Raw genomic sequence first — 20,660 nt, 5'->3', positions numbered from 1 at the left:
CTGCAGTTTATTTCGTGGCGCCTGCGATGGCGCCGACAATCGCCCCGGTCTGGACAGCGCCGCTCCCCCCAACCAGAGCTCCGACGCCAGCTCCAATGAGCGCGCCGCCGATCGTGTTCTTGGTGCGCTGTCGCCCGGCATCCGCCGACATGGGCATTGCCATAAGCAAGGCCAAGGCAACGCCGAACGTTGCGATGAGGTTCTTTCGATTCAGCCCCATTCCTCTTTTCTCCTTCTTGCTTGGTTTTTCGCCCGTCCGCCGACCTTTCCGTCACCGGTCGGTCCTGCGAGGGGACGGGGAATCTATTTTCAAGAAGGTTTCTAACATTGTCCTGCCGGTCATTTTCCGACAATATCGAGGCATGCAAAGAAATCTGGTGAACCTCATCGAAGTCGGTCACGTGATCGAATTGCTGGATCGCTACGCCCCTCGCGACATAGTCGACAGGGCGTTGCAGTCCGAGGGGCTTAACCGGGGTATGTTTCTGAAAGCTAAGGGTTTCTTGCCTTATGCATCCGAAGCCATCGTGGTCGAATCCGTTGCGCGTTCTATCGGCGACCGGCACCTGGGGGCGCGGCTTGGGCGCGACTTCGATTATGGGACCTATGGGGCCTATGCAAGCTACGTTTTGGGCGCCCCCGACCTGGCAACGGCACTTGACCGGGGACGGCGAGCGTTGTGCCTTACCCATCCTGGATCGAAGATCGTGCTTCGTGAAACCCGCTCGCACCTCGTCGTAGGTCGTGATTCCCGCGAGTTTTCGGTGATCGGACACAGGCATCTCGACGAAGGCGCACTGTTCGTGATCGGCCATGTGGCGCGTTATTTCCTAGGCCCCGATTGGCGACCTGACTGGGTCGAGCTCCCCGAGACCGATGCGGGTGAAGTAAAAGCTCTTGAAGAATTGACAGGGGCTCCGGTCCGCCTGGGATGCACTGTGCCGGGCATCGCAATCCGAAGGTCCGACTTGGCCGCGCTCAATCCCGGGAGAGCCAGATCGGACCGCGACTTGTCGCTGGAGGAACTGGGAGCGCTTATGGGGGTCAAACCGGTTCAAACGATGCGAGAATCCGTCGGACAGATCATGGACATCATGCATCCTAACGTCATTCTATCGGAAGAAGCTGCGGCGCGCTTTCTGGCCGTTGGACCCAGAAGCTTGCAGCGCGCGCTGAAGACCGAAGGCGTGTCCTTCCGCAAGATTCGCGCAGAAGTGCTCCAGCGACGCGCGCTCGAACTCCTGCGCGAGACTGAATTGCCGATCGAGGCAATCGGCGCGCGCCTTGGATACGCCGAACCCAAGAGTTTCAGGCGTGCTTTCAAGCGCTGGGTCGGGGTGTCACCGATGCGATACCGGTCCGAAGGGGAGTTTCAGGAAAACAGGGAGTCAGGCGAATAGCTTGGTTTCACATTGCCGGCGGCGCCCGGTTTTCGAAGCACAGGTAGATACAAACGTCCCTCTGGCCGAATGGGAAAGCGATCCACTGTGCCAAGGAACTCGCCCCTCGACGACCTCTGCCAGGTGGGATGCCTGCGGACCTGAAAGACGCCCCGGCAGCCGCTGAGTGGGGAGAAGCATTGGCTCAGTCCCTTCAATTCCGTAAAGATTTCCGGATTCGCGATGAAGAAACCGAGGAGGGCAGTGGCAAAGGTCATTCCTAGAACGACTACAGAGCCCTACGCATTCCAGCCCCAAGTTGATCCGGGGTTACGTTGCATGCTCCTGCTGCCTCGACGGTGTCTGGAAGAAGGTCTTAGGTATCAGGCCCTTCGTTTCGACTCGGATGCGCGGACGGTCTGTCAACTTGCCGTTCTTGAGATTTTGCGGTCGCGGCGAATGGCTGGCCCGGTGATGCCGCACCGCGGAGACTGCAAACGGGGTGAAGGTCCGGAAAGGGCCGTTCTTGCTGGCGGATATTGTCACCCTGACGCTGATGCTGCGGCCCTGGCTATCTTTTAGCAGCGAGCGAGCGCAGCGAAAAATCTCTTGGTCTCCTGCGGGCTCAACACAGTTATTTGCTGCTTATTGAACGTGCGGCCGTATTGGATCGGGATGATTTGCAGTTGAGCTTGTAATCGCGGCTCGAATTAAATCTGGAGAGTTCGTTGGACGAGGCCAAAACTCCCACATCTTATACCTGAGATTAATTTTGGCCTGCGATTGTTGCTCGGTATTCTACATGAGGACTTGACATGAAAAAACTTGCCACCATCGACCTGCCCAGAACAAACGCCAATGCCTTTGAAGTGCTGGCACGCTGCCAGACCGCAGCCGCAACAGCCGGAGCCGAGCAATCCAGAATTCAGACTTTCCTGGTGGAAGCCGTCTCGGGTGACTTTGAGCACTTGTTACGCGTGGTGAAAACCCACTTCGAGGTCTCGAACGCTGGGTCTTAATTAGAGAGGGTCAACGCCGGCCTATGGTATAAGCCCTACGGTAAGACTGTCGTGAACGCAGCACAGATGTTTCTATATCGGAGTTTGGTGTAGCGTTGGGGATGCATCCACAGGACGACATAGGGGCAAAGGGCGTGTCTCAAATCAAGGTAAATGTCATCGGCCCCGGGAAGGTCGGCAAAACACTGATCAGTCTTTTGAACGCGCTCCCTGATTGCTCGATCCAGGATGTGCTGAGCGCAAATTTCCAGTCAGCACAGGAGGCGGCCCGATCATCCGGAGCAGGGCGAGCTGTAAAGCACCATGCGGATCTGCGACCTGCCGATCTGTGGATCCTGACCGTGCCGGATACCCAGATTGCTGCGGTGGCCTCCGAGTTGGCGGAGACGTTCGGCGGTCGAGAAGACCCTCGGCAAGCACCCGTTGCCGTGCACTGCAGCGGCTTTTTCCCGGCAGAACAAATGGCACCGCTTCGCGAACTGAGTTGGCGGCTTGCCAGCATGCATCCGGTTCTGTCATTTGCCGATCCGGAAACCGCCAAAAAACAGTTCAAGGGTGCGCTTTGTGGCCTTGAGGGCGATGATGATGCTGTTGAGGTTGTCCGGCCATTGATTGAACAAATGGGCGCGCAATGTTTCCGTATCAATTCGGAAAGAAAGAGCCTGTATCATGCGGCAGCGGTGATTTCGAACAACTTCACCGTGGTCTTGCAAGCCATCGCCCGCGAAGCCTGGGCGGCGTCCGGCGTCCCGGACGAGATTGCTCAGCAGCTGAACGCAAATCTATTGCGCGGAACCTGTGAGAACGTGTCAGCACACGGGCCTCGCGACGCGCTGACGGGCCCGGCGTCACGGGGTGACGAGTTTGTTGTCACGACGCAGGGCGAAGATGTATCCGAGTGGCATCCCGCAGCCGGAAGCCTCTACAAGGACCTGAGTGAACTGGCGCGAAACCTTAAGAGAAACGGTACGACATTAAACGGTCGAAAGGGAAACGGAGGCTTGGGCCGACGATTGGATCAGTAGAGATTTAACATAATTTCGCCTACGCGCCAAACTGGCCTACTTTTGCTCCGCCCCAATGGCCGGCTTTTATGCCGCCGTTGACAGGTCATCCGCCGGAGTCACTGCGGGTATCGACATGTCGCTTGCCATGCTGGCCGAGGACTATGGCAAGCCGGTGTCTCTGGCAGTTGCACGGTCATTGGTCTCCTACATGGTACGGCCCGGAGGGCAATCGCAGTTCAGCGCTGTTCTGAGCAATCAGGCGAAGGATGCGGCAGGACGTTTCGATGCGCTTCACTACTGGATTGAGCGCAATCTCAATCATCAGATCACAATAGAGACGCTCGCATCCATCGCCAACATGAGCGCCCGAAATTTTTCACGCGTTTACAAACAGGAAATGGGACAGTCCCCCGCCAAAGCCGTCGAGGCGATGCGCGTCGACGCCGCACGCAGAATTCTGGAAGACAGCAGCTTGCCAGTGAAAGCAGTTGCCGCCAAGACCGGGTTTGGCGATGAGGAGCGGATGCGGCGCGCGATGCATCGAAGCCTGCATGTTTCTCCGAATGAGTATCGGGAACGGTTCAAAACCCCCTGCTAGCAGCGCAGTATTTGCGCCTGCTCATGCCGGTCACTGCCGACTGAGTGCAACAACAGGTTCCATTTGGGCTGCGTGTCGTGCTGGAATGTAGGAGAAAACCATACCAATCAGACACGACGATCCAAGCGGTAGCGCGATTGTTGCGAGCGATATTTCAATCTCCCATTCCGTAAGAAATTTTGTGAGCTCTGCGCTGGCGATACCAAGTGCGACCCCGAGAAAACCTCCGATCAGACAGATGATCACTCCTTCGACCACGAACAACCGTGCGACATCGCGGCGTCGGGCGCCGATCGCCATGCGCAGTCCGATTTCACCTTTTCGTTCGGTCACCGTTGCCATCATGATGTTCATGATGCTGATGCCGCCCGCGATCAGCGATACCGACGCCACCAGCGTCAGTAGCCATGAAACCGTCCTGCTGGCACCGCGCTGAGCGTCAAGCGCGGCGGCCGGATCGACGATTCGCAAGGCTGCGCCCGGTGCGCCGGCAGAGTTGCGCGCGAACCTGTCGCGCAACCGGTCCACCACAGCGGGCACGGCACCCGGCCTGGCCGCCTTGACCAGCGCGTAAGAGACCGCATCAGGCACCACACCAGACCCGGCCGCGCCGATGCGAAGCCGCGCCGTGGTGTAAGGCAGAAAGACGATATCGTCCTGATCGCGACCGGCGGTGCTCTGACCTTTGGGCGCGAGAACGCCGATCACCTCGACCGGTGTGCCCAGCATCCGGATCTGCTGACCCACAGGATACTCGCTGCCAAAGAGCTTTTCTGCGACGGTCTGCCCGATCACAGCTACCTTGCGGGCCTGGTCCTCTTCGCGCTGTGTGAATATCCGCCCGCCTGCCAGGGGCCAGTCGCGGATCATAAAGTAGTTCTGCGTGGTGCCGTTGATCCGCACCGCGCGGTTCCGGTTGCCCCGGACCACTTGCGCATTGCCCTGCAGCGCAGGGGCGGTGGCGGCAATTCCGGGGATCGTGTCGCGCATGCTGTCGATCTCGCGCAGGGTCGGGAAGCGCTGGCGCGCTATGGCCCCGGCCCCGTGCGAAGACGTGCCGGGCAGCACCATCACCAGATTGGACCCAAGCGCCGCGATCTGGGCCTCGATACGCGCCTTCGCGCCAGACCCGATTGACAGCATGGTGATCAGCGACGCCACGCCAATAATGATGCCGAGCGTCATCGAGAGCGCCTGCAATGGTTTTGCGAACAGCGCCCGCAGCGCATCGCCTATTAAGTCATGCCACGTCATGCAGCCCTGGCCCGGATCTGGCCCCCGTCTAGTTGGATCACACGGGCGGCGGTATGCTCGACCATCGGGTCATGCGTCACCATCAAAACCGCCCGGCCCTGATCTGCCAGAGATTTGAGAATGTTCAGAACGATCAGCGAATTCTCACGGTCAAGCGCGGCCGTCGGCTCGTCGGCGATGATCAGGTCGGGATCAGTGATCAAGGCCCGCGCGATGGCGGCGCGCTGTTTCTCACCGCCCGACAGCGTTGTGGGATAAGCCTGCGCCCGGTGCGTCAGCTGCATGCGGTCCAGCAGATCATGCGCCCGCGCGCGACGCATCTTGCGCGGCACCCGCTGATAGGTCAGCGGCAGTTCGACATTCTCGATCACGGTTCTGTCGGGCAACAGGTGATAGCCCTGAAACACGAAGCCAATCTGTCGGTTCCGCAGTCGGGCGGTTGCATCGGCGCTCAAGCACTCGGGGTCGGCGCCACAGATACGGATCGACCCGCTGCTTGCCCGATCCAGCAGCCCGATCAGGTTGACCAGTGTGCTTTTGCCTGATCCCGATTGACCGACAAGCGCCATCAATTCGCCCCGCCGGATCTGCAGGGAGACCGCGCGCAGCGCATGCACCGCCACAGGACCGGCGCCGTAGGATTTGCCGACATTCCGGAAATCAACCAAGATATCAGCGCCTTGATGGCTCATGATCTGCTCTCGGCCGTCCCGTCCGAACGTGCGGTCCCGCCGTATCCGACAATCACCTTGTCGCCCGGGCTGAGGCCCCCGCCCGACACGGCGATCCGCTGCCCGTCATCGATGCCCAGTTCAACCGCGCGGGCAGTCGCGGCCCCCGCCGGATCAAGAACCCAGATCATCGGGCCATTTACCTGCCTCTCACTGCCGTCGGGCCGGTAGCTGAGGGCGGCAAGCGGCAAGGTCAGTGACGGGCCTGCCTGTTCGACCGAGATGATCACGGTGCTGGTCATGCCGGGCAACAAACGCCCCCGCGGGTTTTCGGCCGCCAGCACAACCGTATAGCTGACCACCGACTGAACCCGCCGCGCGGATTTGCGGATTTCGCTTACGGTCGCGGCAAAGCTTTCACCGGGATAGGCGTCAACCGTAAACATCGCCTCCTGTCCCACGGCAAGCTGGCCGATATCGGTTTCGTCGACGCTGGCGTGGATCTCCATTTGCGACAGATCGCCCGCAAGGGTGAACAACACCGGCGCATCGAGGCTTGCCGCGACTGTCTGACCAGGCTCGACATTGCGATCGATCACGATCCCGTCGATCGGCGAACGGATCACGCTGCGTTCCAGATCAAGCTCGGTCAGGGTCAGTGCGGCCTCCCGCAATGGCAGGGCCGCCTCGACATTTCTGAGCTCGGATTCGGCTTCACTGAGCGCCGCAGTGCCGGATGCAACCACATGCCGGTGCGCGCGCGCCAGAGCCTGTGCCTCTTCCAGTTCGGCCTGTCGCGCTGCCAATTCGGCCCGCGCTTCTTCCAGCCCCGCGCCAGAGGTGGCCCCCAGCGTTGACAACCTCTCGGCGCGAGCCAGTTGAGCTGCCGCGTTTTCCGCCCGGATTTCGGCCTGGCGCACCCGTGCGGCAAACACGTCGCGAGTCACGATCAACTCTCTCTCGGCCTCGCGCACGCGGTCGATCTTGGCTTTGATCAGCGCTACGTTCTCACGCGCCATCTGCAGTTCCGCGCGGGCCTGCGTGACTTTCGCCTGAAATCCGCGCTGGTCCAGCACCGCCAGCGCCGTTCCTGCCTGCACCAGATCGTTGAAGTCCGCGGGCAGTTCCGCGATCTGGCCAGATAGCTGTGAGCTGATCTCGACCGTCGCCACCGCCTGCAGATTGCCGGTCGCGACGATGCTGCGACTAAGACTGTCAACCGTCACCTCGGCGGTCACATAGCCGCGCGTTTCATCATCGAAATACGAGGCCCAGAGCAGCGGCAGGTCGGGCTGAGCGATCACGCCTGTCAGGGCAACAGGGACGGCAAGAATAAATGACAATATCAGCTTCATCAGGTGTGCCCCCTGCGTGGCGTGACCTCAGACATGCACCAGAATAAGACATCCGGTCGGGCTGCTGAGTTGCGGATGAACCTTTCCTACGCGCGAGAACTGGCTGTCGCCCGCCCGCACATGCAGATCACCCATCCAGAGTTCGCCCTCGAGTACCAGCGCATGTTCGTCGTGATCATGGAAATGTTCAGGTATGACGGCGCCCGGCTCGCAGCGCAGCAAGTAGATCTTGCGCCCCGATTGCGGATCTTCTGACAGGAATTTCTGCCAGATCTTTTCGGTTCGAAGGGTCCATTCACCGTCTTCGGCGCGCAAGGTGTTTACCTCGCTGGCCTCGAGCGCGTCGATCTGCGCCTCGATCCTGTCGAACAGCCCGCCGGGGGGCTCGGCCGGCGCAACGGCACCGCCCAATGCGCTCAGCATCTCGGCATCTGCAGCGATATCGGCTTTGAGATCCGGGCGCGTGCCGGGCAAGTTCTGATCTGCACGGGCACGTTCGCCGCCAAAGAGCGCGTCTAGATGATCAGGGGTCAAGTCTCTTTTCCCGGTCATTGCAGCATCTCCCTCAGAGCGGAAATACCGCGATTGACCCAACTCTTGGCCGTACCCAATGGCACATCGAGCACCGCAGCCAGTTCGGCATGGGTATAGCCCTGAAAATAGCTTAGCAAGAGCGCCTGACGGAACTCGGGACGCAGATCCTCGAGCATGCGGCGCAGGGTGATCGCGTCGACGGTCAATTCTGCCTCATTCATGTGATCGGCCAGATCCGGCACTTCATCGGTAAAGGATACGAACCCGCGCGCGCGCTCGGCCCGCAGCCGGTCGATGGCCCGGTTGCGGGCGATTGCTGCCATCCAGGACAAGGGGTTGCCTTTCTCGCGGTCAAAGGATTTGGCGCGTTTCCAGATCGTGACATAGACTTCCTGGGCAATCTCTTCGGAAAGCTGCTGATCGCGCATCACCGCGACGACAATGCCGAAAACGAAACGGATGCTCAGATCGTAAAGCCGGCGAAACGCAGCCCGGTCCCCTTCGGCGGTCGCGGCCAGAAGCTCGGCCAGCTTGCGCCGTTGCGCTGCATCGCGCGCTCGAGGCACCGCAGCCGGATCCGTTTCTGAGGTCGGCATCAGATGGGTAATTCCTCTCACGTCGATCTTCCCTATCCTGTTGTACCTTACCTTACGAAAGCCGGTCGAGAGTTGGATGCAGTGGGAATTAACTTTTTTGATTTTTGCGTGTCAGCGGATCTCAGTGGTCATCAGAACCGGGCCGGTGGGGCCGGATCGGGGCGAGCCGCCTTTCGGTTCGCGGCTCAGCGCCAGCACCGCGCCTGACTCAAGTGGGTCGCTTAGCGCGAGAATTGTGACGTCTCCCTTTTCGGCCAACAGCCCCAGAGAGCGTGGCGTTGCGTCTTTCGGGGCAATCGCCCAAAGCTCGACAGCGCCATCCGGATCTGGTTTCATCGGTTGAAACTCGACGATAAGATAGTGCCGGGGTCCCTTCGTATCCGCCGTCATCACCACGGCACCGGCGGGGCCCGCCATTGCGGCGATTGGTGTCAGATTGTCCTGGAATACCGTCTGCGGCCACACGATGAGCAAGAGCGCCGCGGCGACTGCCCCCGACATGAGGCCAGAAAGGAACGCTTTATTTCTGGTGTGAAATCCGGACGTCCCCAGCCGGTCGGCCTGCGGGCCGGGTTGACCTGGGTCGAGCGTATCGATTTCCTCTTCGACCCGGCCGAGCAACCCGGGCGGTGGATTTTGCGGCGTCAGCAGCTCGGTCACGGGCAAAAGAAGCTCCGTATCAGACGTGTGCTTTCCGGCAAACATATCGCGACAGAAGCGCCAAAACGTTAGCGGCGGGCGGCGTCGGTCAATCATGTCCGCCCCCCGTCTTTCCGCGTGCTGTCTCAAGGAAGGGCCGCGTCAGTGATTTCTTCAATTGTGCCATACTAATACATACGCGCGAGGAGGTCAGCGGGTTGCACCCGTGGGCAGCGGAATCGGTCAAAACCCAAGAAATTCCCGGAAAATCACCCGCAATCTGCATCCGTTACCCGGTGTCGCGCCGTAAATACCAGTAACATTTCACGACGGGGCACCTCTGATGAGACTAATTTCTTCAGCAATATCAATATCTTGGAAAAAATTCGCCCTAACCGTGGCGGCAGTGGCGATATTTGTCGCGGCACCAAGCCTCGGTACAGCGCACGAGCTTCGCCCGGCCATCGCGGATCTGACGATATCGCCCGCCGGTGAGGTGGATCTGACTGTCGATCTCAATCTCGAGGCTTACCTGCTGCAGATCGGCGCGGAGCACACCAACACCGGCGCATCCGACCAAGCGGCTGACTACGACACCCTACGCGCGGCGCGTTCAGACACGCTCATTGCGAAGTTCCGGGCCGAGGCGCCACCTCTGCCGCAGAGCATGACCCTGCGTGCCGATGAAACCCCTGTCGATCTGTCGCTGGCGGAGGTCACCGTCCCCGAGGTCGGCAACACCGACTTTGCCCGCATTTCGCGGCTGCAATTCACCGCGCAGTTGCCGCCCGGTGCGACGAAGCTCAGCTGGACCGGCGGTGTGGCGTTTGGTCAGACGGTGCTCAGGGTCAGCACCGCCGGCGCCTCCGAGCCGTTCTTCGCGTCACTCCTGCAACCGGGAATGACGAGTGAACCGGTCGCTCTTGACGGGGTGATCGCGGTGCGCGCCGGGTCGGTTGTGGCGGAATATATCCCGGTCGGGTTTGACCATATTGTGCCGAAAGGGCTGGATCATATTCTCTTTGTCATCGGGCTCTTCCTGCTCAGCCCGCATTTTCGACCGCTTGCCTGGCAGGTGACCTGTTTCACGCTTGCCCACAGTGTGACGCTGGCGCTTGGACTATACGGGCTGGTGCGGATATCGCCTGCAATTGTCGAGCCGCTGATTGCCGCCTCGATCGTTTTTGTTGCCATCGAGAACCTGACGACCACGCGGCTCAGTCGGTTCCGTCCGCTCGTCGTGTTTGTCTTCGGCCTGCTGCACGGTCTGGGATTTGCCTCGGTCCTGACGGATTTCGGATTGCCGGAGGGGCAATACCTGCCAGCGCTGGTCGGTTTCAACATCGGCGTCGAGCTGGGGCAATTGTCGGTGCTCGCCGCCTGTTTTCTTGCCGTCGGGCTCTGGTTTCGCCATCGCCACTGGTACCGGCAGGCGATCTCGATCCCGGCATCTCTTATCGTCGCGCTGGTGGCCTGTGTCTGGTTTGTCGAGCGTATCGCCTGACCGCCCGAGCGGCCCGGCAGAAATCCAGCAATTCAGCAGGGCACGCCGCGCGTGTCCTGCGCATTCATTAGGAGGCCAAGATGTTTTTTCATATCCGCTTTGCGCTTGTCGGGGTCCTTCTGCTGATGCCCGCTTCACCTGCTCTTGCCGACACTGCCCACCCGCTCGACCCGCTCAGCGCCGGTGAAATCACCCGCGCGATCACCGCGATTGCAGCATCGGGCCGGGCCGACAAGGACACCCGCGCGCCGGTGATCCGTCTGAAGGAACCCGACAAAGACGAAATCCGCGCCTGGCATCCCGGCGCGCCGATGCCCCGCACGGCAGAGGTCATGTTGCGGGTTTCGGGTGAAACGATCGAGGCGGATATCGACCTCGCCTCAGGCGCGCTGACCCGGTGGGAGGTGATCCCCGGCGCGCAGACCCGGATCCTGAGTTCCGAATGGCAGAGCGCGCAGGCGGCGGTCAAATCCGATCCGCGCTGGCAGGCGGCGATGCGCGCGCGCGGCTACGAGAGATATGACGAGATTTTTTGCGAGTCGCTCTCGGCGGGGTATTTTGGCGATGCCGATCTGGCCGGGCGGCGGTTGATGAAACTGCCCTGCTTTGACACAAGGGGAACGGAAACCAACATCTATGCCCGCCCCATCGAGGGTCTGGTCGCCACAGTCGATCTTGAGACAAATGAGGTGCTGGGGGTGTTGGATGAGGGCATCATCGCGACCCCGGCGGCCTCGCATGAATTTGCCAACGGTTCCCAGCCCGACCCGCGATCGGCCCCGTCACCCGCGATCCACGCGGAGGGGCGGATGATCACATGGGGCAACTGGCAGTTTCACCTAGGCTTTGATCCGTTGTTTGGCACGGTTCTGTCGCTGGTCGATTTCGATGATGCAGGCACCCGCCGCCAGATCCTCTATCAGGCGCATGTCTCCGAAGTTTTCGTACCCTATATGGATCCGCGCGAAGGCTGGGCATTCCGGACATACATCGATGCTGGTGAATACGGCCTTGGCGTGCTGGCCTCTTCCCTGACCCCCGGCATCGATTGCCCAGCGGACGCGCTGTTCATCGATGAGATGATCGCCAGCCCCACCGGTACGCCGATTCTACGCGAGAGGGCGGTCTGCATTTTCGAGCATCGGACCGGCAGGCCGGGTTGGCGCCATTTCGAGGCCTATAACGGCGCCTATTCAGGCCTCGCCGGGAAAGAGCTCGTGGTCCGGTCGATCCCCAGCATCGCGCATTATGATTACGCCATGGACTGGGTGTTTTCCCCCGGCGGTCAGATCGAAATGCGCATCGGTGCCACCGGCATCGACGCGGTGCGCGCCGCGGAAAGCCAGAGGGCCACGGATGAGCTCGCGCAAGCGGAAACCGCCTATGGCGCACTGGTCGCACCGGGGCTCGTGGCGATCAATCACGACCATTATTTCTCGCTGCGGCTCGATTTCGATATCGACGGTTCCGCCAACCGGTTCCAGCGCGAAAGGATCGTGCAGGAGGCCCTGCCCGACAAAAGTTCACGGCGCAGTCTCTGGCGCATTGTTCCGGACACGATCAAGACCGAGACAGCGGTAAATGCGATGGATGGCCCCCAGGTCTGGCGCATCGAAAATCCGGCCAGAACAACAGCGCTTGGCCACCACCCGGGCTATCAGATACAAGGCATGGCGCCGACCTCCCTGCTGAGTGCTCAGGACTGGCCGCAGCGCCGGGCGGCGTTCTCGGGCCAGAACCTCTGGATCACGGCCTATCGCCCGGGTGAGAGGCACGCGGCGGGGCGCTATCCCAACCAGTCCAGCGGCGGCGAGGGCCTGTCTGACTATATCGACGGCGACTCGATTGACGGCACCGATCTGGTCGCCTGGTACACGATCGGCTTCCGGCATGTGACCCGACCCGAGGATTGGCCGATCCTGTCGACGGTCTGGCAAAGCGTCAGGCTACGCCCCTACCGGTTCTTTGACCGGAACCCGTCAGTTCCCGCGCAATAATCCGGGATGCACGAAAAAAGACCAGGCAGCACATGCCACCCGGTCTTGATGCGCTCCTGCCGCGATCGGGCAGAGGCGCGCCGGATCAGTCGGGCTGGTTGATCTGCCCGGGACGCTCGACCGGGGTTACCCGATTGTCACCGCCATTGGCCGAAGCCGCGTCGCCACGCGCCCCGTCACCGACAACGGAAGAAATGCCCATTCCACCAAAGCTTTTGACAACATCGCCGGTACTGATGGCCGGAAAGTCGCCATCGGCAACGCCCTGATCATGGGCCTTGGCAAAGGCCGAGCCGGTGCCCATGGCAAGTGTCAGCGCGATTGCTGATGCGGTGATTTTAACAGTGGTCTTCATAGCAGGGTTCCTTTTTCCCATCACATTTATGTTCATCAACCCGGGCGTTTCTTGAAAAATTCAACGTGCGAGCCCGCGAATTGGTGAGTAAAATCAGCCGCTTCACATATCTTCCACGTCCTCGTCGCGCGGCTTCTGGCGCGGCGAGAGAAAAATCTTCCCTGTTGATCTTCGAACACCAATAAAGACGGGCCCGGAGCAGATTTGGTTTCATCCCGGCCCAGGAATCGGATCACAGGTTTGTGATTTTCCCGACAAGCCCCCCGCAGAGCGATCGCATCCAGCCGCCGCGCGCCCGCGTAATGCTTATCGAGATCACAAGAGGAACTTCTCATATGCTTCGAATTGTCCGCCGGTCGATCGCGATTGCCGCCGTTGTGCTTGCCGCTCAGGGTCAGGTTGCATCCGGGCACGAGTTCTGGATCGAACCCCTGACGACTGATATCGCCCCGGGTGATAAGATCACGGCAGAACTCAAGGTCGGGCGTATGCTATCGGGCGAAACCTTCCCCTATCTGGCAAACCGTTTCGAGCGTTTCTCGGTAGCGGCATCTGGCGAAACCCGCCCGGTTGCAGGCATTGACGGCGACCTGCCAGCAGCGTCAATCGAGACTCTCGCCGCCGGCCTGCACATTTTGGCGTATCAGACAGTGCCGTTCCGCGCCACCTACGAGGATTGGGACCTGTTCGGCCAGTTTCTGGAAGAAGAAGATTATCAGGAACTAGCCGCCGAACATCACGCACGCGGCCTTGACCCGACCAATTTTGCCGAGCGGTACATTCGCTATACCAAGGCGCTGGTTCCGGTGGGCGAATTGGCATCCGATGCCCAGGATTATCCGCTTGGAATGGCATTCGAAATTGTCGCCGAGAGCATGCCTTTTGCACCGGAAAAGGAGAGTTTCATGATTCGGTTGCTGCGCGATGGTGCTCCGGTAGCGGATCGCCGGGTTTCTTTGTTTCATGATAATTGGTCTGAGCCTGTCGAACGAATGGTTTTCGAGACCGGGGCCGATGGCCGGGTCGAGCTACCGCTTATGGGAGCCGGCACGTATTTGATCAGTTCGGTGATGATTGATCCGGTAAACGCCCCGCCCGTCGTCTGGCAAAGCCATTGGGCATCCATGACGTTCCTGCTGGATTAGAAAGCGGGCAAGCATTGAGCCAACTTTGAGCGTGCCTGGAATTTCTGCGTCTAAACCGCCGTTTTGCTCTGCTGGCTATTCTTTCAACTGCAGATTTAGCTCTTTGGTCATCGCCAATTCTCGGCAAAATCGTAGCGAATGGCAGAATTGTCCCTTACTTCAAAAAATTTAATTGCCATACTGTTGTGCCATTGACGATCGTCCGGATTGGTTAAGCAAGAGCCTCAATTTTTAAGAAGCCAATTGGCGGTCAGCCGACCCTATCGGCTTTCTAAACTGCCGCCAGTTGCTCTGCTAAGAAGTCCACAAATGCCCGGACCTTCGGTGCAAGATGCCGGTTATGGGCAAAAACCGCATTGATAGGCGTACTTGGCGGATCCAACGAATAGTCCTCCAGAATCGCGACCAGGCGACCGTTTTTCAGTTCATCCTGAATCATCCAGACCGGTATCATCGCAATGCCCAGACCATTGACAGCGGCACTTCGCAGGAAGACGAGGCTGTTTGCATTAACCCGCCCCGACATCGGTATGCTCAGTACGCGGTCAGCGTCGCGGAATTTCCAGTGGGTGCGGCTGGCGTGAACCCAGAACGAAATGCATTCGTGTTCGGTTAACTCGCGCGGGTGCGTGGGACAACCGCGAACCTTCAGATATTCCGGACTCGCGCAGAGGATTGACCGGCTTTCATATATCTTGCGCGCGATCAGACTGGAATCGGCAAGGTGGCCAACGCGTATGGCCAGATCAATGCCACTATGAACAAGGTCAACGACATCGGTCGTCATGGTCAGCCGAATCTGCACGTCGGGATAACGGTTCAGGAAGTCCGGAAGGATGGGCGACAGATAGGTGATTGCAAGATCCGCCTCAATCGTGACATGCAGGGACCCTGTTGCAGGGGTCCGCTCCGGCTGAGTGCAGAATGACACCTTAAGCGCCGAGCACGCGTTTTCCATATTCGCGCAGGTTGCCTTTGGGATCAACGTATCGGTACAGGGTGACGGGTTTCACGCCCAGTTCACTGCACAGCTCTGAAACGGATGTGTCTCGGTTGGCCATTGCGGCCTGTGCTATCCGGACCTGGGCTTTGGTGAGTGCGAACTTTCGACCGCCTTTGCGGCCTCGAGCTCGGGCGGCTTGCAGCCCCGCCATTGTTCGCTCCCGGATCAATTCGCTTTCAAATTCCGCGAGCGCGGCAAAGATGCCAAATGACAATCGACCGGCTGCGGTGGTCGTGTCGATCTGTGCCCCTTGGCCTGTAAGCACTTTCAGGCCGATACCGCGCTCTGACAGCAGGGTCGTCGTTTTCACCAGATGGTTCAGACTGCGACCCATTCTGTCCAGCTTCCAGATGACAAGGACGTCGCCTTCTCGCAGAGCCTTCATGCAAGCTTCGAGGCCCGGGCGGTCGTCTTTCTTACCCGAGGCCTGATCGGAGTAGATTTGCTTTTCATCGACACCGGCCTCGACTAGAGCGTCCTTTTGTAGGTCAAGCGACTGGCTGCCATCGGCTTTTGAGACGCGCGCGTATCCGATCAGCATTTTTCACAAACGAACGTTTGTGATATGCGGCGAAACCCCCAGCTTTCGGGCATGGCATTTATTCCTTAATCCATTACACAATCATCGATAAGCAATCCCCAAATAGAAAGCAAAAGAAACATGGCGCATCGCACCATTTTGACCGAGCGCCAGCGTACGGCGCTTTTTGATCTACCGACTGACGAAACCTTGATGTTGCGGCATTACACACTGGCAGACGACGATATCGAACACATCAACGATAGGCGGCGGCCGGAGAACAAGATCGGGTTTGCCCTACAGCTCTGTGCCCTACGCTATCCTGGGCGGCTGTTGTCATCTGGCGAGGTCATCCCTGAAAAGATCTTGCGCTTCATCGCCGCCCAGTTGGGTCTGATCGGCGACGATGTCATACCCTATGCCGCACGCCGACAAACCCGTCAGCAGCATCTGCACGCCCTGCGCCAGATTTACGGCTTCAAGATGTTCTCTGGCCAAGGCGCTCGCAGCCTCAAGGCTTGGCTCGAGAATGAGGCTGAAACGGCCCAATCCAACGAAGACCTGGCGCGTCGATTTGTCGAAGAATGCCGCCGGTCACATGTAATCCTGCCCGGCATCTCCGTCATTGAGCGGCTCTGCGCCGACGCCCTGGTGTCGGCAGAACGTCGTATTGAAAGCCGGCTCGCCAGCAGGATCGGCGATGCAATGAAAGAACGCCTGGATGCGCTTTTGACCGAGATCGTGGATGGCAATATCACCCGGTTCATCTGGCTTCGCCGCTTCGAAGTGGGTGGCAACTCGGCAGGCGCATCGCGGCTATTGGATCGGTTGGAATTTTTACAGGGCCTGGGCCTCTCACCAGACATTCTGTCCGACGTACCTCCACATCGGATCACCCGCCTGCGCCGCCAGGGCGAGCGCTACTTTGCCGACGGGTTGCGCGACATCACGAGTGACCGGCGCCTGGCGATCCTTGCCGTCTGTGCGGTAGAGTGGAAGGCAGCCATCGCCGATGCCGTGATCGAAACCCATGATCGGATTGTTGGCAAGACCTGGCGGGATGCGAAGAGGTTGTCCGACGCGCGTATCGCAGATGCCCGGTCCTCGCTGCGTGAAACATTACGATCCTTCAAGGATCTGGGTGCCGCCCTGTTGGAGGCCAAGGCGGATGGCGCGTCCCTTGAAGCGGCCATTGAACTTGCGTGTGGTTGGTCTCACCTCGAAAACATGGTGACAACCGCAGCCGAGTTGACCGACACGATGGCAGCCGACGCGTTGTTCCATGTAGTTCATGGATATCATCGTTTCCGGCGTTATGCCCCAAGAATGCTGCGGGCGCTTGATATCTGCGCTGCCCCGGTGGCGGCGCCTTTGATGCAGGCAACAAAAGTTATCGCCCAAGATCAAACTGATGCACCCCGTCAGGTTGGCTTCTTGCGCCGAACCTCGAAATGGCATCGACACCTCAATACTCAGGATCCAGGTGACAACCGGCTCTGGGAGGTCGCCGTGTTGTTCCAGGTGCGTGAAGCCTTCCGATCTGGCGATATCTGGCTGCCCCACTCCCGGCGCTACGCTGATCTGAAACAAGCTTTGGTACCGATAGAAACAGCCAAGGCGTGCCCTCGCCTGACAATGCCATTCGAACCTGAGATCTGGCTCGATGATCGCAAGGCAAGGCTGGCAGAAGGTATGAAGCGTTTGGCTAAGGCTGCCAGAGCTGGCGCGATTCCCGGCGGTTCAATAGAGAACGGTGTTCTCAAGGTTGATCGCTTGACGGCAACGACCCCGACGGATGCTGATGGCATGGTGCTTGATCTCTATGGCCGCCTGCCTGCCGTGCGGATCACCGATCTGCTGCAGGAAGTTGAGGACGATATCGGCTTCACCGAAGCCTTTACACACCTGCGCACCGGCGTTCCCTGCAAGGATCGCATTGGGCTATTGAACGTGCTGCTGGCCGAGGGATTAAATCTTGGCCTCAGCAAAATGGCCGAGGCGACCAGTTCACATGACTACTTCCAACTCTCGCGTTTGTCCCGGTGGCATGTTGAAAGCGATGCCATCAACAGGGCGCTTGCCAAGGTGATCAAGGCGCAGGCCAAATTGCCGATGGCGCGGTTCTGGGGCGGTGGTATGACCGCTTCAAGCGACGGTCAGTTCTTTCCAACAACGCGGCATGGCGAGGCGATGAACCTCATCAACGCAAAGTATGGACAGGAGCCCGGATTGAAGGCCTACACCCATGTCTCCGACCAGTTCGGCCCGTTTGCCACACAGAATATCCCTGCGACCGTCAACGAGGCCCCATACATTCTGGACGGCCTGCTGATGAACGAGGTGGGGAAGAAGATCAAAGAGCAATACGCCGACACCGGCGGCTTCACGGATCATGTCTTCGCCGCAACCGCACTCCTGTCTTATCGCTTCGTTCCCCGCATCCGCGATCTGCCGTCAAAACGGCTCTATCTCTTCGACCCCGCTACGGCGCCGAAGGAAATCCGCGGGCTGGTCGGCGGTAAGATCAGAGAAAAGCTGATCACGGAAAACTGGCCAGACATTTTGCGCGCCGTCGCTACCATGGCGGCGGGTGTCATGCCGCCCAGCCAGTTGTTGAGGAAGTTCGCATCATATCCCCGTCAGCACGAGCTGGCTGTTGCCTTACGGGAGATCGGGCGGATTGAGCGCACCCTGTTCATTATCGACTGGTTACTGGACGCCGACATGCAGCGCCGCGCACAAATTGGTCTGAACAAGGGTGAGGCGCATCATGCGCTGAAAAACGCCCTCCGTATCGGTCGCCAGGGCGAAATCCGAGACCGAACTTCTGAAGGGCAGCACTATCGCATGGCAGGGCTTAACCTGCTGGCCGCGATCGTCATTTATTGGAACACAAAACATCTTGGCCAAGCAGTTGAAGCCCGAAAGGGCACCGGCCTCGACTATTCGCCAGAACTTCTGGCGCACATCTCGCCGCTCGGGTGGGCGCATATCCTGCTCACAGGCGAATACAGATGGAAAACCAGGTGATCTCCGGCCTTAGGGTGTCATTCTGCACTCAGCCGGAGCAGACCCCTTTATGATGCGTTTGAAGGCGTTGCCCAAAACAAATAAGGTCCACTGTCATGGTCAGGCGGAAATACCAGAACAGTATCGTCGAGCAAGGACATCGTTTCATCAAAAGACGAACGCGTCCCATGTTTGGCTTCAAGTCTTTTATCTCAGCTTCGGCAATTCTGGCAGGCATCGAGGATGCGCATGATCCGCAATGGCCAACTCACGCCTGGCCCCTGTCCATTTCGAGGGTTCGCCAAACTGATTGCTTACCCGTTCGGAACACAAGTACTCTTTTGAGCTGCTAGAAACTTCACAACAGAATCCATGTATCCTCCTTCAATTTCTGTTAGAAGGTCCACCGCCTGTCGACGGTGGCTTCCATACCATTGGTTCCTGTTTCTCTGGAGAGCGTTTCTTTGAGAAACGCTTATCTCCAGGCGCTATTTTCGGGTTCAGTGTCCGAGAACCTGACTCAGGAATTCTTTGGTTCTTGGATTCTGAGGATTGCCAAAAAATTCTTCTGGTTCATTCTGTTCCACGATTTGACCCTGATCCATAAAGATCACCCGGTTCGATACCTTACGAGCAAATCCCATCTCGTGGGTCACACACAGCATAGTCATGCCCTCTTCGGCCAGCTCGACCATAGTATCCAACACCTCCTTGATCATCTCCGGATCCAAGGCCGAGGTCGGTTCATCAAACAGCATAATCCGGGGTTTCATACACAATGCCCGCGCAATCGCCACGCGCTGCTGTTGCCCGCCGGATAGCTGGCCGGGATACTTGCTGGCCTGATCGGGGATGCGAACTTTCTTGAGAAAATGCATTGCAACCTCTTCGGCCTCGGCGCGCTTTATTTTGCGTGACCACATTGGCGCCAATGTGCAGTTTTCCAGGATCGTCATATGCGGGAACAGGTTGAAATGCTGGAAACACATTCCGACCTCGGACCGGATTTTATCGATATTCTTGGTGCTGCTGGTCAGTTCAACACCGTCCACGATAATTTGTCCGCCTTGATGCTCCTCCAGTCGGTTGATGCAGCGGATCAGGGTGGACTTTCCGGATCCCGAAGGCCCGGCAATGACAATCCGCTCTCCTTGCCTGACGGTCAGGTTGATATCCTTTAGGGCGTGGAACCCTCCATAATATTTATTCATATCACGGATTTCGATCACGACCTCATCCGAAACCGGAAGATCCTCGTGAACGATCTCATCGAAATTATCAAGTTCCGCCATTTTCGGTTCCTCCTCTGCATTCGGGGGATTTGGGTGATGGTCGAGGTTCGTTGAGACGCCCATCGTGGCTGCGCAGGCGTGCCCCGCGGGCAGAATTGAGGTTGTCCCGGAATGACTGTGTCTTGGCCAAATCATCTAGGCGTAGCCCCGTGACATGTGGCACTGGATGCCCCGCGGCGCGCATCCCAGCATAACGGGCCCATAGGGCCAATTTCTTACGAACCTGATGCGGTTGCGTTTCCGACATATCTTCGATTTCCAAATCACGCGTAATGGTCACCGCACCCGCATCGACCGCCTCATTCAAAAGGCGTCGACCGGTATTTGTTCGCGTAACAATCGAGTTAAAGCCGGCGTCTTCACCAGTCGGTGCGCCACCGGGCCAGAAATCTGCCGCTGCGATATCCGCACTTTCACCAATTGCGTCAGGGCAGATTTTACACCGGGCCTGAATGCACCATTTGCTTTCGTCTGCCCACATCTCAAGGTAAGTGCGTTCTTCAGCATGCCCGTCCTTGAACTCTATACGCGCACGGCCGGGATTGCCGTAGCCGCGATACCGAAACAGAGCGACGTCCTCTTCCGTGTAACCGAGTTCATGCACCAGATCTCGCGATTTTCGAAACTCCGGCGCGCCGCCACACACGAGGGCCAGCATTGCTTTGCATTGCTCACCAACACGGGGATCTTTTTTGCCATACAGACGCAAGGCTGTGACATCGCAAGGTTTGCCGATGAATGCGAATGGTTCGCCGGTATCCAATGCGGCGCGGATTTCCGCTA

20 protein-coding genes and 1 pseudogene are annotated in these 20,660 nt (G+C 58.9%); 9 read left to right on the top strand and 12 right to left on the bottom strand.

The genetic code is table 11. The annotated features are described in order from the left end of the window. Positions 1-7 precede the first annotated feature (7 nt). Complete coding sequence (locus tag ACR0AO_RS23330) at positions 8-220, bottom strand: hypothetical protein (RefSeq protein ID WP_257600360.1); 213 nt, start codon at positions 218-220, stop codon at positions 8-10. 157 nt (positions 221-377) lie between these two features. Here ACR0AO_RS23330 and ACR0AO_RS23325 point away from each other — a divergent pair, with 157 nt between their 5' ends. The 4 genes from ACR0AO_RS23325 to ACR0AO_RS23310 all read left to right on the top strand — a co-directional run bounded on the left by ACR0AO_RS23325 (position 378) and on the right by ACR0AO_RS23310 (position 4,003). After that, a complete protein-coding gene (locus ACR0AO_RS23325) occupies positions 378-1,400 on the top strand; it encodes a helix-turn-helix domain-containing protein (protein WP_480608982.1) in 1,023 nt (340 codons plus the stop codon). A 794-nt stretch (positions 1,401-2,194) separates the two neighbouring features. Beyond that, positions 2,195-2,398 (top strand): hypothetical protein, encoded by a 204-nt coding sequence (locus tag ACR0AO_RS23320; protein ID WP_480608979.1) that lies wholly within the window; start codon positions 2,195-2,197, stop codon positions 2,396-2,398. A 134-nt stretch (positions 2,399-2,532) separates the two neighbouring features. Further along, positions 2,533-3,423, top strand: a complete 891-nt coding sequence (locus tag ACR0AO_RS23315; protein ID WP_480608976.1) for a Rossmann-like and DUF2520 domain-containing protein — start codon at positions 2,533-2,535, stop codon at positions 3,421-3,423. Between the two features lie 55 nt (positions 3,424-3,478). Further along, positions 3,479-4,003: a GlxA family transcriptional regulator gene (locus tag ACR0AO_RS23310; RefSeq protein WP_480608973.1), complete on the top strand. Its 525-nt coding sequence runs from the start codon at positions 3,479-3,481 to the stop codon at positions 4,001-4,003. A gap of 30 nt (positions 4,004-4,033) precedes the next feature. Here the strand turns inward: ACR0AO_RS23310 and ACR0AO_RS23305 are convergent, their stop codons facing one another. The 6 genes from ACR0AO_RS23305 to ACR0AO_RS23280 all read right to left on the bottom strand — a co-directional run bounded on the left by ACR0AO_RS23305 (position 4,034) and on the right by ACR0AO_RS23280 (position 9,169). Beyond that, the gene (locus ACR0AO_RS23305; protein ID WP_480608970.1) at positions 4,034-5,257 is read right to left on the bottom strand and encodes an ABC transporter permease; all 1,224 of its coding nucleotides are present in this window, start codon (positions 5,255-5,257) and stop codon (positions 4,034-4,036) included. Further along, complete coding sequence (locus ACR0AO_RS23300; RefSeq protein WP_480608967.1) at positions 5,254-5,949, bottom strand: ABC transporter ATP-binding protein; 696 nt, start codon at positions 5,947-5,949, stop codon at positions 5,254-5,256. Before ACR0AO_RS23300 ends, ACR0AO_RS23305 begins: the two co-directional genes overlap by 4 nt. Continuing rightward, positions 5,946-7,283, bottom strand: coding sequence for an efflux RND transporter periplasmic adaptor subunit (locus ACR0AO_RS23295; RefSeq protein WP_480608966.1), 1,338 nt, complete (start codon positions 7,281-7,283; stop codon positions 5,946-5,948). The genes ACR0AO_RS23300 and ACR0AO_RS23295 overlap by 4 nt, the downstream gene beginning before the upstream one ends. A 27-nt stretch (positions 7,284-7,310) precedes the next feature. Next, positions 7,311-7,835 carry a cupin domain-containing protein gene (locus ACR0AO_RS23290; RefSeq protein ID WP_480608964.1) on the bottom strand — a complete coding sequence of 175 codons (525 nt, stop codon included), beginning with the start codon at positions 7,833-7,835 and terminating at the stop codon, positions 7,311-7,313. Continuing rightward, entirely contained in the window at positions 7,832-8,434 is a 603-nt protein-coding gene (locus ACR0AO_RS23285) for a sigma-70 family RNA polymerase sigma factor (RefSeq protein ID WP_480608961.1), read from the bottom strand. Before ACR0AO_RS23285 ends, ACR0AO_RS23290 begins: the two co-directional genes overlap by 4 nt. Before the next feature lie 90 nt (positions 8,435-8,524). Continuing rightward, positions 8,525-9,169, bottom strand: a complete 645-nt coding sequence (locus ACR0AO_RS23280) for an anti-sigma factor (protein ID WP_480608958.1) — start codon at positions 9,167-9,169, stop codon at positions 8,525-8,527. 226 nt (positions 9,170-9,395) lie between these two features. On the opposite strand from ACR0AO_RS23280, the gene ACR0AO_RS23275 reads away from it, so the two are divergent. Then, positions 9,396-10,556: a HupE/UreJ family protein gene (locus ACR0AO_RS23275; protein ID WP_480608957.1), complete on the top strand. Its 1,161-nt coding sequence runs from the start codon at positions 9,396-9,398 to the stop codon at positions 10,554-10,556. 80 nt (positions 10,557-10,636) lie between these two features. After that, positions 10,637-12,553 (top strand): copper amine oxidase, encoded by a 1,917-nt coding sequence (locus ACR0AO_RS23270; RefSeq protein ID WP_480608954.1) that lies wholly within the window; start codon positions 10,637-10,639, stop codon positions 12,551-12,553. Positions 12,554-12,638: 85 nt separating this feature from the next. Here the strand turns inward: ACR0AO_RS23270 and ACR0AO_RS23265 are convergent, their stop codons facing one another. After that, a complete protein-coding gene (locus ACR0AO_RS23265; RefSeq protein ID WP_480608951.1) occupies positions 12,639-12,908 on the bottom strand; it encodes a hypothetical protein in 270 nt (89 codons plus the stop codon). Between the two features lie 335 nt (positions 12,909-13,243). Between ACR0AO_RS23265 and ACR0AO_RS23260 the strand changes: the two genes are divergently transcribed. Next, positions 13,244-14,053, top strand: a complete 810-nt coding sequence (locus ACR0AO_RS23260; protein ID WP_480608948.1) for a DUF4198 domain-containing protein — start codon at positions 13,244-13,246, stop codon at positions 14,051-14,053. Positions 14,054-14,324: 271 nt separating this feature from the next. Here the strand turns inward: ACR0AO_RS23260 and ACR0AO_RS23255 are convergent, their stop codons facing one another. Next, entirely contained in the window at positions 14,325-15,011 is a 687-nt protein-coding gene (locus tag ACR0AO_RS23255) for a substrate binding domain-containing protein (RefSeq protein WP_480608945.1), read from the bottom strand. Further along, a complete protein-coding gene (locus ACR0AO_RS23250) occupies positions 14,986-15,597 on the bottom strand; it encodes a recombinase family protein (RefSeq protein WP_480608943.1) in 612 nt (203 codons plus the stop codon). Before ACR0AO_RS23250 ends, ACR0AO_RS23255 begins: the two co-directional genes overlap by 26 nt. Before the next feature lie 120 nt (positions 15,598-15,717). On the opposite strand from ACR0AO_RS23250, the gene ACR0AO_RS23245 reads away from it, so the two are divergent. Together ACR0AO_RS23245 and ACR0AO_RS23240 are read left to right on the top strand one after the other, a co-directional pair. Next, the gene (locus ACR0AO_RS23245; RefSeq protein WP_480608940.1) at positions 15,718-18,606 is read left to right on the top strand and encodes a Tn3 family transposase; all 2,889 of its coding nucleotides are present in this window, start codon (positions 15,718-15,720) and stop codon (positions 18,604-18,606) included. A gap of 101 nt (positions 18,607-18,707) precedes the next feature. After that, positions 18,708-18,930, top strand: a pseudogene (locus ACR0AO_RS23240) (DDE-type integrase/transposase/recombinase); the annotation flags it as partial. Between the two features lie 155 nt (positions 18,931-19,085). Here the strand turns inward: ACR0AO_RS23240 and ACR0AO_RS23235 are convergent. Next, positions 19,086-19,877, bottom strand: a complete 792-nt coding sequence (locus ACR0AO_RS23235) for an amino acid ABC transporter ATP-binding protein (RefSeq protein ID WP_480608938.1) — start codon at positions 19,875-19,877, stop codon at positions 19,086-19,088. Continuing rightward, entirely contained in the window at positions 19,864-20,640 is a 777-nt protein-coding gene (locus ACR0AO_RS23230; RefSeq protein ID WP_480608998.1) for a Coenzyme F420 hydrogenase/dehydrogenase, beta subunit C-terminal domain, read from the bottom strand. Before ACR0AO_RS23230 ends, ACR0AO_RS23235 begins: the two co-directional genes overlap by 14 nt. Between the last annotated feature and the right edge of the window lie 20 nt (positions 20,641-20,660).

It is taken from the genome of Ruegeria sp. AF8, from assembly GCF_056541825.1.
Note: the sequence above shows the minus strand (reverse complement) of the source record. Positions and strands in the feature narration are given on the sequence as shown.